At 44.0% G+C, this 15,312-nt stretch carries 8 protein-coding genes; 3 read left to right on the top strand and 5 right to left on the bottom strand.

Going from position 1 to position 15,312, the window contains the following annotated elements; genetic code table 11:
• Positions 1–113: 113 nt before the first annotated feature.
• From AC3E9V_RS21660 to AC3E9V_RS21650, 3 genes are all read right to left on the bottom strand, one after another.
• The gene (locus tag AC3E9V_RS21660; RefSeq protein ID WP_488750256.1) at positions 114–1,340 is read right to left on the bottom strand and encodes a hypothetical protein; all 1,227 of its coding nucleotides are present in this window, start codon (positions 1,338–1,340) and stop codon (positions 114–116) included.
• 19 nt (positions 1,341–1,359) lie between these two features.
• Positions 1,360–2,343 (bottom strand): PorP/SprF family type IX secretion system membrane protein, encoded by a 984-nt coding sequence (locus tag AC3E9V_RS21655; RefSeq protein ID WP_488750255.1) that lies wholly within the window; start codon positions 2,341–2,343, stop codon positions 1,360–1,362.
• Between the two features lie 76 nt (positions 2,344–2,419).
• Positions 2,420–9,868, bottom strand: coding sequence for an Ig-like domain-containing protein (locus AC3E9V_RS21650; RefSeq protein WP_488750254.1), 7,449 nt, complete (start codon positions 9,866–9,868; stop codon positions 2,420–2,422).
• A 456-nt stretch (positions 9,869–10,324) separates the two neighbouring features.
• Here AC3E9V_RS21650 and AC3E9V_RS21645 point away from each other — a divergent pair, with 456 nt between their 5' ends.
• The 3 genes from AC3E9V_RS21645 (at position 10,325) to AC3E9V_RS21635 (ending at position 13,754) form a co-directional block, all read left to right on the top strand.
• Positions 10,325–11,575, top strand: a complete 1,251-nt coding sequence (locus AC3E9V_RS21645) for an efflux RND transporter periplasmic adaptor subunit (RefSeq protein ID WP_488750253.1) — start codon at positions 10,325–10,327, stop codon at positions 11,573–11,575.
• A 28-nt stretch (positions 11,576–11,603) separates the two neighbouring features.
• Complete coding sequence (locus tag AC3E9V_RS21640; RefSeq protein WP_488750252.1) at positions 11,604–12,317, top strand: ABC transporter ATP-binding protein; 714 nt, start codon at positions 11,604–11,606, stop codon at positions 12,315–12,317.
• A 90-nt stretch (positions 12,318–12,407) separates the two neighbouring features.
• Complete coding sequence (locus AC3E9V_RS21635) at positions 12,408–13,754, top strand: TolC family protein (protein WP_488750251.1); 1,347 nt, start codon at positions 12,408–12,410, stop codon at positions 13,752–13,754.
• Here AC3E9V_RS21635 and AC3E9V_RS21630 read toward each other — a convergent pair.
• Positions 13,749–14,543, bottom strand: a complete 795-nt coding sequence (locus AC3E9V_RS21630; RefSeq protein ID WP_488750250.1) for a hypothetical protein — start codon at positions 14,541–14,543, stop codon at positions 13,749–13,751. The genes AC3E9V_RS21635 and AC3E9V_RS21630 overlap by 6 nt on opposite strands.
• Complete coding sequence (locus tag AC3E9V_RS21625; RefSeq protein WP_488750249.1) at positions 14,533–15,297, bottom strand: UDP-2,3-diacylglucosamine diphosphatase; 765 nt, start codon at positions 15,295–15,297, stop codon at positions 14,533–14,535. The genes AC3E9V_RS21630 and AC3E9V_RS21625 overlap by 11 nt, the downstream gene beginning before the upstream one ends.
• Positions 15,298–15,312 lie beyond the last annotated feature (15 nt).

Below are 15,312 nucleotides of genomic sequence, written 5' to 3'. Positions count from 1 at the left end.
CTATATCACTTACCTAAAGAGTATTTCGTTCTGTCTAATAGTTCATTCTGCTTGTGTTTGGTGGTTTATATTTCTTTAGCTATTCTTTGATATATACACATTGTAGTGGGTATCTATAATCTGGAATATTCTTCCATGTTTCTGATAAAAGCATCGTAATAGCCTATATTTTTAAGTGAGTCCATTACTTTCATAGCATCAGGAAGGGAGAGGTATTCCCCCATGTAAAAGCGGGTCCAACCATCTTTTCCTTCTATTTTATTGATAGCAGAGGTGTCTAATTTGTTGAAATAAGAATGATCAGGTTTTTCCTGCTTTGATAAGGCCAGAATCTGTACTGTATAGACTACTGCATTTTTCTCAGGGCGCTCATTTTTTTCGACCTTCACTTCTTCTACAGGAGTCGGAGGCGCTGGATCCTGCTTTGCAACTAACTCTACAGTATCTTTTTCCGGTTTTTCCTTAATACTGAGGTTAGTTGTATAGATATTCGTTGATTTTCCGTCCTTATTGCTGACAAAAAATGTTTCTCCACCAGGGTAGGTAGACATATATGCTTCGAATCCCGGTGTATTTATAGTGGATCCAAGATTTACCGGAACGGACCAGTTTTCCCAGGTATCATCGAGACGCTTTGTCATAAAAATATCGAAGCTGCCAAATCCACCATGTCCGTTGCTGGAAAAGAACATGGTTTTATGGTCTGCAGAAAGAAAAGGGGACATTTCTACTTCAGCCGTATTAATGTTTTCGTCAAAATGAATAGGTCCGGTCCATCCTTCGCTTGTTTTTAGATATAGGTACAGGTCTTCTTTTCCGTAGGAGTCGGGTCTTGCTGAAGACCATAAAATAACATCTTCATCGGGTGTTACATAGTATCCGCGCAGGTCACTACCATTATCAAATTTAAGGTTAACCTCCCGGGGCTTGTTCCATTTGCTATCTTTAAATACTGAAAACGCTATGCCATAATCCCATCGTAGTGGATTGGAATAAGTGTTTAACAGGTATAAAACGTCATTGTCACGTCCTACGCCAACTGCCACATTGTTTTCAGCTGTGTTAAGTGCGGTGAGGTTAACAGGTAACCCCCACACTCCATTTTCGTCCCTTTCTGTATACCAGATGTCCTGGCCTGCAAGCTGGCCGCCGATATTTCCTTTATAGAATGCTCGTGCAAAATATAAGCCTGTGCTATCCGCACTTAAAAGTGGATAGACCTCTTCTGAATTAGTATTAATAATGTTATCTAACGGCTTTGTATTAGTGAAGACTAATTCCTGTCCAAAAGCTTTTGAAAGCAAAACAACAGAAATCAGAAGTGACTTAACATGCTTCATTTATTGAAAATGATCCTACCTACCAGATCGGAGTGTATTTTTTATGATTAAATAATTGGATACCTAATATGACTTCATGACTGCTATTATCCGGGCCGCCATATTCCATCATTTTATGTTCATAGGCATACCCAAAGTTGTACGTATCGTTTATATTGAAACCGATCATACTTATAAGGGATTTATCGTTGCGATAAGACAGCCCTAAATAGAGATTTTGCATATATCTTGCCCGGACGCCTGCATCAAACAGTATAGGCAATACTTCTGAATACCTGATGTATGCATTAGGTATAACTTCAATTTTCGAGTTTAAATTAAACAGGTAGCCTCCCAGAATATTGTGTAGAATAGTAGGGGAGTACTCCGCTATATTTAAGTTGCCATCGATCAATACATTGGCAAGATTTACTGCTGAATAGCTGATATAAAATCGGTTGGAATAAGCTGAGATGCCTGAATTTAGTTTGAAATAATTGCTCTTGGCCCCGTTTTCGATAAAATCCTGATAGGTATCATCGTTTTGTGGACGCAAGACGTAAACACCGGATAAGTCCACCCGTGTGTTGTAAAAACCAGTAGATATGCCCAGGGACAGGTATATTTTGCTTGAAACCGGGACGTGGATCGCTGCGGACGCCATGGTTTCGAGTTGTTCAAACTCGCCTACTATATCACTGAAAACATAAGCTCCAAAACCAAGTTTTGCTCCTTTGGTGGTGTAAGGGGACATGTCACTGACCCTGACCGAGTTGTATTTATGAGGGTTGGCCTGATTTACCAATACTGAACCAGTCCCGCTGAAAAAATAAGTTCTGGGTGCTCCTTCATAACCTACCCACTGATGTCTCATCCCTGTTCGGATGTCCATGTAGTCATTCGCACCAGTCAGGCCGGGAGCAAACACTGGCATTAACTGAAAGTACTGTCCAATCAACACATTACTCTGCCCATAAGAATGCAATGTGATTAGTAAAAAAAGGGCCGGTAATAGCTTTCTCATGATAATTCGGTTATATGTGTTCCGTCTTTTATTTGTTCATACTCATGGTTTTTCGCGGCAGTGTTTGCTTAACTATTTATAAAAGGATCATTACAAATCCCCTGTGATCTTTAGTAGTACTCTCCCTGAATTCACGAATAAAATAATAGTAAGTGCCAGCAGGGAGCGGTTTCCCATGATACCTTCCATCCCATGGTTTTTCATACCCTTCTGATTCGAAAATCACCTTTCCTCCACGGTCATAGACCACCACCCTGCAGTTCTCTGCCAGATCCAGGTTTAATATTTCCCAGGTGTCATTTTCATGGTCTCCGTTTGGAGTGATAGCTGTAGGGATGACCAGACCTGATTCAGTGTCATGCACGATATTGATCCGGATATCCTTTGATATCATTTCGCCACCTTGATCTTCAGCTTCTACCGTAATAGTATAAGTAGTCTGGTCTGACACGAAGAAGACTTCATTAGTAACCAGTTCATTATTGTTAATTGTAAAATACCTGGTGTCTCCCCCTGTGATCCTGTAGGTGTGATTGTCATCAGCATCTTCATCAACTGGAATAAGTTCTCCAATCAACGTGCCTGCCGGTTTATTTTCGGCGACTTCATTATTGGATAGCAATATATCTGTCAGAGGGTCATTTGCGTCTTCAATGAGGATTTCAAGATCTTTTTCATGGGACAGACCCTCTGAATCCGTCGTGGTGATGGTGATGTCATAGCTGTTTCGGTTCTCATAGTCAAAGCTCACTGCTGATTCCAGCCGATCCCCGTTTAGAACGAAAAAGGAAGCATCAGTACCTGACAGGTTGTAAGTATGGCTGTCTCCCACATCGTCATCTTCGGTATTTAATATTCCAACCAGCGTCCCCGTGGCTTCATTTTCAGCTATAGTATTTTTGGTCATAGAGATATCAGATGGAGCGTTACTTCCGTCGGTTATGGTAATGGTAAATGTTTGGTGAGCACTTGAGTCTACTCCATTATTCGTAGTGCCCCCATCATCTTTCAGGACTACAGTTACTGTTGCACTGCCGGTAATGTCCGGTATTGGAGTAAACGTCAGAGTCCCGGAAGGATCTATAGCTGGCTGGTCAGAGAACAGGTTGTTATTATCATTGGTCAGGGTAAATGTCAGGTTCTGGCTGCTTTCGTTGGCCGGCCCCTTACTCAAAGCTGTTGCCCACCCTGTTACGGTTTGGGGTCCGTCATCTTCGTTAGCAGTCTGGTCAGCTCCTTTTGTAAATGAGGGAGCGTCATTTACTGAGTTTATTGTAATTGTAAAGGTTTCATGGGCGGTTGAATCTATGCCATTGTCTGCTGTCCCCCCATCGTCTTTAAGCACTACATCAATGGTAGCGCTACCAAAAGCATCGGAGGCTGGCGTATAAGCCAGCTCTCCTGATGCATCTATAGTTGGCTGGATTAAGAATAGAGAAGGGTTGTCATTTATTAATATAAAGGTTAATGTCTGGCTGTTTTCGTCATCCGGCCCTTTGCTAAAGTCAGTTGCCCAGTTTGGGATGGTTTGAGCACCATCGTCTTCATTTACTTCATGATCTGTACCTGCAGTAAATGCTGGTGCATCGTTGACCGGATCAACGGTGATAGCAAAGGTGATGTGTGATGTGGAATCTACTCCATTGTTGGTGGTACCCCCATCATCTTTCAGGACCACATTTACGGTGGCACTCCCGTTTGCATTGTTGGCAAGTTCATAGGTTAGAGCCCCTGAAGGGTCAATGTTAGGCTGAACAGCAAACAAACTGTTGTTATCGTTGATAACTGTGAATGTGAGACTCTGGCTATTCTCATTGGCACCTGTACTTAAAGCTGTTGCCCAGCCTGTGATAGTTTGAGGTCCATCATCTTCATTAGCCATTTGATCCGGTCCTTTGGTAAATGAAGGTGCATCGTTAACCGGATTGATGGTAATTGTAAAGGTTTCATGTGCTGTAGAGTCTATTCCGTTGTCCTCCGTACCTCCGTCATCTTTGAGCACTACATCTATGGTAGCACTACCAAAAGCATCGGAGGCTGGTGTATAGGCCAGCTCTCCGGATGCATCTATGGTTGGCTGGATTAAGAAAAGAGAAGGATTGTCATTTATTAGTATAAAGGTCAATGTTTGGCTGCTTTCGTCATCCGGTCCTTTGCTAATGTCAGTTGCCCAGTTTGGAACGGTTTGAGCACCATCGTCTTCATTTACAGTCTGATCAGATCCTATTGTGAAGGAAGGGGGATTGTTAACCGGCCCTACCGAAATGGAGAATGTTTGGTGAGCGGTGGAATCTACACCGTTGTTATCCGTTCCCCCATTGTCTTTTAATACTATATCTACTATGGCGCTTCCATTGACTGAAGCGGCAGGAGTGTAGGTTAGCATTCCTGTTTCATCAATGGTTGGTTGTACAGAAAACAGCCCGTTATTGTTATTGGTCAGTATAAAAGTAAGAGACTGTCCGTCTTCATTCGCTGGCCCTTTACTAATGCCGGTTGCCCAGTTAGCTATGCTTTGAGCTCCGGCACCTTCTTCAAGGGACTGGTCTGGCCCCTTGGTAAATGATGGCGCATCGTTTACCGGGTCTACGGTTATGGTGAATGTCTGGGTGGTGTAAGTGTCGTCTCCACCATCCGTTGTTCCACCATCGTCACTGAGTACCACATCCACGGTAGCTGTTCCTGTGGAGTCACTGGCCGGGGTATAGGTCAGGTTTCCAGCATCATCGATTGCCGGTTGAATGCTGAACAGGTCATTGTTGTCATTGGTCAGAGTAAAGGTGAGGTCCTGAGTGCTTTCATTGTCCGGTCCTTTTCTGATGTCAGTAGCCCAGCTATTGACCGTTTGTGTTCCTGCATCTTCCAGGACCACCTGATCTGCTCCCGGAGTGAATGAGGGTTCATCGTTTACCGGGTCTACGGTTATGGTGAATGTCTGGGTGGTGTAAGTATCGTCTCCACCATCCGTTGTTCCACCATCGTCACTGAGTACCACATCTACGGTAGCTGTTCCTGTGGAGTCACTGGCCGGGGTATAGGTCAGGTTTCCAGCATCATCGATTGCCGGTTGAATGCTGAACAGGTCATTGTTGTCATTGGTCAGAGTAAAGGTGAGGTCCTGAGTGCTTTCATTGTCCGGTCCTTTTCTGATGTCAGTAGCCCAGCTATTGACCGTTTGTGTTCCTGCATCTTCCAGGACCACCTGATCTGCTCCCGGAGTGAATGAGGGTTCATCGTTTACCGGGTCTACGGTTATGGTGAATGTCTGGGTGGTGTAAGTGTCGTCTCCACCATCCGTTGTTCCACCATCGTCACTGAGTACCACATCCACGGTAGCTGTTCCTGTGGAGTCACTGGCCGGGGTATAGGTCAGGTTTCCAGCATCATCGATTGCCGGTTGAATACTGAACAGGTCATTGTTGTCATTGGTCAGAGTAAAGGTGAGGTCCTGAGTGCTTTCATTGTCCGGTCCTTTTCTGATGTCAGTAGCCCAGCTATTGACCGTTTGTGTTCCTGCATCTTCCAGGACCACCTGATCTGCTCCCGGAGTGAATGAGGGTTCATCGTTTACCGGGTCTACGGTTATGGTGAATGTCTGGGTGGTGTAAGTATCGTCTCCACCATCCGTTGTTCCACCATCGTCACTGAGTACCACATCTACGGTAGCTGTTCCTGTGGAGTCACTGGCCGGGGTATAGGTCAGGTTTCCAGCATCATCGATTGCCGGTTGAATGCTGAACAGGTCATTGTTGTCATTGGTCAGAGTAAAGGTGAGGTCCTGAGTGCTTTCATTGTCCGGTCCTTTTCTGATGTCAGTAGCCCAGCTATTGACCGTTTGTGTTCCTGCATCTTCCAGGACCACCTGATCTGCTCCCGGAGTGAATGAGGGTTCATCGTTTACCGGGTCTACGGTTATGGTGAATGTCTGGGTGGTGTAAGTGTCGTCTCCACCATCCGTTGTTCCACCATCGTCACTGAGTACCACATCTACGGTAGCTGTTCCTGTGGAGTCACTGGCCGGGGTATAGGTCAGGTTTCCAGCATCATCGATTGCCGGTTGAATGCTGAAAAGGTCATTGTTGTCGTTGGTCAGAGTAAAGGTGAGGTCCTGAGTGCTTTCATTGTCCGGACCTTTTCTGATGTCAGTAGCCCAGCTATTGACTGTTTGTGCTCCGGCATCTTCCAGGACCACCTGATCTGCTCCCGGGGTGAATGAGGGTTCATCGTTTACCGGGTCTACGGTGATGGTGAATGTCTGGGTGGTGTAAGTGTCGTCTCCACCATCCGTTGTTCCACCATCGTCACTGAGTACCACATCTACGGTAGCTGTTCCTGTGGAGTCACTGGCCGGGGTATAGGTCAGGTTTCCAGCATCATCGATTGCCGGTTGAATGCTGAACAGGTCATTGTTGTCGTTGGTCAGAGTAAAGGTGAGGTCCTGAGTGCTTTCATTGTCCGGACCTTTTCTGATATCAGTAGCCCAGCTATTGACTGTTTGTGTTCCTGCATCTTCCAGGACCACCTGATCTGCTCCCGGAGTGAATGAGGGTTCATCGTTTACCGGGTCTACGGTTATGGTGAATGTCTGGGTGGTGTAAGTGTCGTCTCCACCATCCGTTGTTCCACCATCGTCACTGAGTACCACATCCACGGTAGCTGTTCCTGTGGAGTCACTGGCCGGGGTATAGGTCAGGTTTCCAGCATCATCGATTGCCGGTTGAATGCTGAACAGGTCATTGTTGTCATTGGTCAGAGTAAAGGTGAGGTCCTGAGTGCTTTCATTGTCCGGTCCTTTTCTGATGTCAGTAGCCCAGCTATTGACCGTTTGTGTTCCTGCATCTTCCAGGACCACCTGATCTGCTCCCGGAGTGAATGAGGGTTCATCGTTTACCGGGTCTACGGTGATGGTGAATGTCTGGGTGGTGTAAGTATCGTCTCCACCATCCGTTGTTCCACCATCGTCACTGAGTACCACATCTACGGTAGCTGTTCCTGTGGAGTCACTGGCCGGGGTATAGGTCAGGTTTCCAGCATCATCGATTGCCGGTTGAATGCTGAACAGGTCATTGTTGTCATTGGTCAGAGTAAAGGTGAGGTCCTGAGTGCTTTCATTGTCCGGACCTTTTCTGATGTCAGTAGCCCAGCTATTGACTGTTTGTGTTCCTGCATCTTCCAGGACCACCTGATCTGCTCCCGGAGTGAATGAGGGTTCATCGTTTACCGGGTCTACGGTTATGGTGAATGTCTGGGTGGTGTAAGTGTCGTCTCCACCATCCGTTGTTCCACCATCGTCACTGAGTACCACATCCACGGTAGCTGTTCCTGTGGAGTCACTGGCCGGGGTATAGGTCAGGTTTCCAGCATCATCGATTGCCGGTTGAATGCTGAACAGGTCATTGTTGTCATTGGTCAGAGTAAAGGTGAGGTCCTGAGTGCTTTCATTGTCCGGTCCTTTTCTGATGTCAGTAGCCCAGCTATTGACCGTTTGTGTTCCTGCATCTTCCAGGACCACCTGATCTGCTCCCGGAGTGAATGAGGGTTCATCGTTTACCGGGTCTACGGTTATGGTGAATGTCTGGGTGGTGTAAGTATCGTCTCCACCATCCGTTGTTCCACCATCGTCACTGAGTACCACATCTACGGTAGCTGTTCCTGTGGAGTCACTGGCCGGGGTATAGGTCAGGTTTCCAGCATCATCGATTGCCGGTTGAATGCTGAACAGGTCATTGTTGTCATTGGTCAGAGTAAAGGTGAGGTCCTGAGTGCTTTCATTGTCCGGACCTTTTCTGATGTCAGTAGCCCAGCTATTGACTGTTTGTGTTCCTGCATCTTCCAGGACCACCTGATCTGCTCCCGGAGTGAATGAGGGTTCATCGTTTACCGGGTCTACGGTTATGGTGAATGTCTGGGTGGTGTAAGTGTCGTCTCCACCATCCGTTGTTCCACCATCGTCACTGAGTACCACATCTACGGTAGCTGTTCCTGTGGAGTCACTGGCCGGGGTATAGGTCAGGTTTCCAGCATCATCGATTGCCGGTTGAATGCTGAACAGGTCATTGTTGTCATTGGTCAGAGTAAAGGTGAGGTCCTGAGTGCTTTCATTGTCCGGACCTTTTCTGATGTCAGTAGCCCAGCTATTGACCGTTTGTGTTCCTGCATCTTCCAGGACTACCTGATCGGCTCCCGGGGTGAATGAGGGTTCATCGTTGACCGGGTCTACGGTGATATAAACAAATGCTGTATCGGCAAAGTCGTAGGGGTCCCCTATAACAGTAGTGTCGGCGATGAGGTATTTGATGGTGTCCTGTCCGAAATAGTCAGCATCCGGTGTGTAGGCTATGCTGTCCCTGTTGACCACTGAGGCTGTTCCATGATCTGGTTCAGTAACGATTTCAACTTTCACTTTGCTTGAGTTGGTAACTACATCATTTTGTTTGACTTTGAAATGGGCATCTGTAGCATCCTCAAGGATGAATTTCGTGTCATCATTGGCAGTTACATGCGGGTCGTATGCCACCGGACTGCCCACAGCCTGGGCATTTCGTAGTACAGGGGTATAATTGTATGCGGTAGTATTGTAGTAATCATCCAGGTGAAAGAGGGCAAGAAGATCATCTTCATCACCCCGGAGCTGGATATTCATGTTGTCTGTAATATCTGTAGGGGTCAAGGTTTTTCTCCATAGCCTTACCTCTAAAATTTGTCCGTCAAAGAAGCTTTCGTAAGTTCCGTCATTATTGTAGGCACCAATCACAAATAATGACGGGTTACCATTTTCAGTAGAAAAAGTGTAACCAATATCTGAACCTGAATTAGAATTTACCTCCGCTCCATTTAAATAAACCTTCACTACATCACTGGCTACATCAAAAGTTATGGCCAGGTGATACCAGGTATCAGTGACGATAGACGGTGAAATCATGGTTTTAGAGTTCGAATATGAATTTCGATAGAAAAGTGTATCGTTTTTAAGCCATACTTGATATGCGTGTGTGTTGCTTGTCTTATATTTCCTGTCAATAAGCTGCTTTATACCTGTCGGTCCATCTAGAATTGTATCTGTTTTAAACCATAACTCCAGGGAGGCATTATCAACCCAGGATTTGATTTCAAAATCTAAAGAATCATTGGCGACAAAATAATCATCCACCCCATCAAATTCGATATAGTTGCTTAGTGATGCCTGGGGTGTAGAAGCATCCACATTAGTCGGATCGCTCTCCTGAGGAGTATCATCTGCGTCCACCGCAATTACATAGTAGAAGTAAAAAGTGCCGTTAGTGAGGCCTGTATCGGTATAGAAAGTATCTGATACCGTAGCGATAGGGGTAGGATTAAAATTCGAAGAATCGTTAGGGGCAGAGCGGTATACTTTATAATTGTCAACTCCTGCTGTTGGGCTGGCGGTCCAGAATAATTCATTGGCCTCATCCTGTGAAATCACATACAGATCACCAGGAGGATCTGGCTGAGCCATACCCTGAAAGCCAAACAGGAAAATAATTACAGAAAATAAACATTGCAAATAATACTTTTTTGCAATTGATTTTTTTATCCATAGCCTGCGATATGGATGTAAACCCAAGCATTCCATCTCCTTTGATAGGTAAAAAGTTCTGAAAAATTACGGTGGAGTTGAAAATACGGTGGAGAATAACCCCTTAACAAAAGGGGAAATTTGAATTAAATGTAAGTACATTATAGAAGAAAAAGAAAATTATTGTATTAAAATTTTTAAATTTTTTAGTTGATTAGTCCTATTTTTTCTTCGAATGCGATTTAAATGGCTCATAATTAACTTGTTAGAGCGCATTCCTTTTGCAGGAAAGGAGTTGGTGTGCGATTCCGAACATTAATTTGTACCATTCTGTACAAGCTCATCACTCATCCACCTTTTCATTATTTTTAAGTAATTGATAACCAGTACCTTACAATCATTGGCATCTTAATTGGCACATGGGAATGAGACTAGATAATAACTATGGACCGAAAGATTAAAAAGAAAAAGTGGACGTTTAAGCGTATAGCGACCTGGGGTGGAGCAGGTTTATTTGTACTGTTTGTATTGTACAGCTTCATTTTTGCAGAAGGGGGGTCAAGACTCAACGTAGAAAAAGAGAAGGTTAACATTGCGACGGTAATGAAAGGGGAGTTTCGCGAGTTTATCCCGGTAGATGGAACTGTGCTGCCAATCAAAACAATCAGGCTGGACGCGATAGAGGGTGGTGTGGTAGAACGAAAGTATTATGACGGAGGTATTTTAGTCGACGAGGGAGACAGCATTCTTAAACTATCTAATAATGATCTGCTACAAAATTTTGTACGAGAAGAAACACAGGCTTTTATCCTGATGAATAACCTGGAAAATACAAAACTAAGTCTTAAACGAAATCAGTTTGATCTCAAGCGAGCTTTGGTGGAGTTGGATTACCAGATAGACCAGGCAAAGGATGCTTATGAGCGTGGAAAAGAACTTTTTGCGGAGAAGATCATTTCCGAGCAGGAGTTTTTAAATCTCAAGCGTGAATATGACCGGCTAATCGATGGCAGAAAAATTCAGATCGAATCAGCAAAATTTGACTCGTTAAATGCCCGGTTACAGATAGCACAGGCAGAAGTTACGCTAAAACGGACCAGAGATAACCTGGAGATGATCAAGAAAAACCTGGATAACCTTTATATCAAAGCGCCTATTTCCGGGCGACTTAGTACTGTAGACGTGGAGGTAGGAGAGTCCATATCTCCTGGCCAGAATATAGGACAGATAGATGACTTAAACGGATTTAGAGTAAGGGCACAGATTGATGAGCACTATATCGCAAGGATCTATGAGGGGCTGAAGGGTTCATTTCCTTTTGCCGGGAATGACTATGATCTGGAGATCACAAAAGTATATCCCGAAGTTTCGGGTGGCCTTTTCTCTGTTGACATGTCCTTTACCGGGGAGGTACCTGATGGGATCCGCAGGGGGCAAACTTTACAGATCAGACTGCAGCTTAGTGAAAACATAACTGCGATTCAGATACCCCGAGGTTCTTTTTATCAAACCACCGGAGGCAACTGGATTTTTGTGTTGACCAGTGATGAATCGGAAGCTGTGAGGCGGGAGATAAGACTGGGAAGGCAAAACCCTCGTTTTTATGAAGTTACTGAAGGGTTGCAACCCGGAGAGAAAGTTGTTGTCTCTTCTTACGAAGGATATGATGATAAAGACAAACTAGTATTTAAATAACCAATAGCATACACTAAACAATTATCAAATGGAAAACTCAAAAGCGTTAATCAAAACAGTAGGGTTGAAGAAATTCTACTACACCGATGAGATTGAAACCACAGCTCTGGCAGGCGTGAACCTGGAGGTCAAAGCGGGTGAATTTGTTGCAATCATGGGACCATCCGGTTGCGGTAAGTCTACCCTACTCAACATAATAGGACTATTAGATAATCCCTCAGAAGGGGAGTTTCATTTTACTGATCAGGAGATATCCGGACATTCTGAACGAAAAAGAGCTGAATTAAGAAAAGCCAATATCGGATTCGTATTCCAGAGTTTCAATCTTATCGATGAACTCACTGTGTATGAAAACATTGAGCTTCCTTTGATTTACTTAAAGTACTCTTCCTCAGAGCGAAAAAAGAGAGTTGAAGAGGTGATGGAGCAAATGAAGATCATGCACAGAAGAAATCACTTTCCGCAGCAACTCTCCGGAGGTCAGCAGCAGCGCGTGGCTATTTCGAGGGCGGTCATAGCAAAACCTAAGCTGATACTTGCCGATGAGCCTACCGGTAATCTGGACTCTGCTAATGGCCAGGAAGTAATGAATTTGCTTACCGAACTGAATGAGAATGGTACTACTGTTGTGATGGTGACGCACTCACCGATAGATGCGGAATACGCACATAGGATCATTCACTTATTTGATGGCCAGATCGTATCTGAAAACATCAATGCGAAAGATAACGCTTTAGTTTAACGTTTATTCACTCTCATGTATGCTTGACTTCCTCATTTTGCTTTCAGCAAGTGAGGAGGTCTTACTTACAAAATTCAAAACCTAAAACTCATGAGGACTTTTACAGCCGGTTTATTATTAATCCTGTCTCTGTCTGCTACGGCTCAGGAAGCAGATACCGTAGTACTTACATTGGATGATTGTATCCGGACGGCTCTGGATCGGAATATCCAGCTTAAGCGTGCAAAGAATAATCAGCTTGCCGCAGAATCAAACCGGTTTCAGGCAATCATGAACTTTTTCCCGAGCCTGTCAGCCGGTATTAATTATGATTTTTTCTTTGGTACCTTCTTTGACACAAATGCGGCCCGACAGGTGTCAACAACTACGAAAAGCTCGAACCCAAACTTGTCATCAAATATTGTCTTATTTAATGGTTTTTCTAATCATTATAATCTTTCACAACGTAAGAATGAGTTATTAGCCGCACAGGAAAATGTGAAAAGCACAGAACAATCAGTGGAATCAGCCATTCTTGTTAATTATCTGAATGTTATACTTGATTTGGAAAATATCGAAATTGAGAAAGAGCGAGTGCAATTATTAGAAGCACAATTGGAGCGAGAAAAGAAACGAGAGTCCGTCGGTGTGGGCAGCATGGAGTCTGTTTATAATTTCCAATCCCAGCTAGCCAATCAACGGTTAACTCTTAACAACCTTGAGGTACAATTTAAGCGGGATCACCTGACATTGATTCAGTCAATGCAACTGGATATTACTGAAAATGAATATGAAGTCCAGCCATATGAAATTGACGAAGGTCAGTTGCTGCTGGATATGGGGTCTTTTGATGAACTCCTGGATGAAACTCTGGCATCTAACCCTACTATTGCATCGGCAAAATATTCGCTAGATGCATCCATGTACCAATTGAAAGTGGCAAGAGCTAACAGGCTGCCGACAATCTCGGCATTTGGCCGACTGGGTTCTAATTATTCATCGAATGGTGCAAGAAATCCCAGTACTGGGGAATATGAAGCTGAAGCATCGCTGACCGATCAGCTGGAGTATAATAAGTTTGAATATTTCAACTTCTCATTAAACATACCCATATTCACTCGATACAACACCGGCAATCAAATCCAGCAGGCAAAAGTGTCTTATGCCAATGCCGAGCTGGGTGTGTACGAAGCTGTAAATAATATTACCAACCTTGTCCAGACCGCGTATCTGGATTTAGTTTCAGCCCAAAACACCTATGTTACCGCAAAAGAAAACCTGGAAGCAGCTCAGCAGTCGTTTGAATTTATGAAGAAACGATTCGAGACGGGGAATACTGATTTCTATACGTATTCAGAAAGCCTTAATAATAAAAACCGCGCTCAAGTTGAGTTGGTTAATGCTAAATACAATATTATTTTCAGACAGAAGATACTTGAGCTTTACAAAGGATCATAAGTTGATCTTGTAGACATAAACCTTTGTGTCTCCAATAAAAAAATAAAGATCTTTCACGGTCAAAACTCCTTTAAAGGCTCCCTCGGGAGCTTTTATTGTTTTATAAGTGGCCAGCGGATTAAATGGATCCAGGGTAATTACCTCTGATCCCGCTAACCCAACAAGCTGCTTTTTCACGATATGAAAATGGGATAACCCGTTTACTTTCAGTTTTTCCAGCAGGTTACCGTACTGATCAAAAAAATAGAGCCCCTCTACCTCATCACTTATGATAGTGAGGTTTTGCCAGGCTCTCATAAAGCTGGCTTTTTTCAAATCCACTGCAAGTGGTGTGGTGAGTATAAGAGATTTGCTTTGAATATTGAACTTACGAAGCTCATTATACACTGTGGATAGCACCCAAATGCTATTATCCATCCCGGGAGTAACCAGCCAGGCCAGATCCGATTGAAAATTTCGGACTTCATAATCTGCCGGAGTGGTAGAAAAGCGGTCTAAAAACGAAAACTTTTGGATGTCCCGGTAAAAAAGAAAGATTTTAAGCCTGTTCCAGGCCTCTGTTGAGGTAAGCGGTGAGTTGGCAATTCCTGAAAAGTGAAGATCTTCCTCACCATTTGATAAGTAGCGGTATAAATCTCCTGATGCGGTACCTAAATAAATCTCTCCCTCATTATCTATAGAGAACGAAGTAATGGGCTTATTTAACTCGATAGTATGAATATGTTGCCAGTTTTGACAGTATCCCGCAAGCGGAAAAGCCAGTAGTATGATTATCAGCTTAGTCTTCAAAACGTCTAACCTTTACCTCTTTCTGAGAAACTTCTAAGTAATGCCATCCTGCCACCCACTCTCCTAAGTTAATATACTTGGAAGTCTCATTAATTTTTTTCTCCAGCACTAAATGCCGATGACCAAAGACATAGTAATCATGGTGCAAATGGCTTTCCACTTCTTTGCAGTATTGCACGATCCTCTCTTTATCACCGAGGTAGGGGTCATTATCATTCCCCAGACTGCTGTTATAGGACCAATATTTGGCAATTTTGATCCCCAGGTCAGGATGGATCCATCGAAAAGCCCACTGTGCCAGCTTGTTGGTGAAAACTTTCCTGAAAACCTTAAATTTATGATCACCCGGACCAAGTCCGTCTCCATGACCAATATGAAATGTGAAGGTTCCCATTTCGTATGAGGTTGGGTTCCTGACTATTCTTACTCCGAGCTCCTTTTCGAAGTAGTCCAGCATCCACAGGTCGTGATTGCCCGTAAAGAAGCAGACCTCAATTCCCTCATCAGTCAACTCGATTATTTTACTTTGGAATCGAACAAAGCCTTTAGGGATGACTTCTTTGTACTCAAACCAAAAGTCAAATATATCTCCCAGCAGGAAAATTGCTTTGGCATCTTTTTGAATAGTGGATAGCCAACGAACTATTTTTTGTTCGCGCATACGACTTTCCACCTCATTTGGGGCTCCGAGATGGAAATCGCTCGCCATGTAAACCTTTTTGGTTTTGGGAAGTGACTTGTATTTCGACTGCATAAAAAAAGGAGTCGG

The organism is Marinoscillum sp. HNIBRBA16962 (assembly GCF_057801515.1).
Note: the sequence above shows the minus strand (reverse complement) of the source record. Positions and strands in the feature narration are given on the sequence as shown.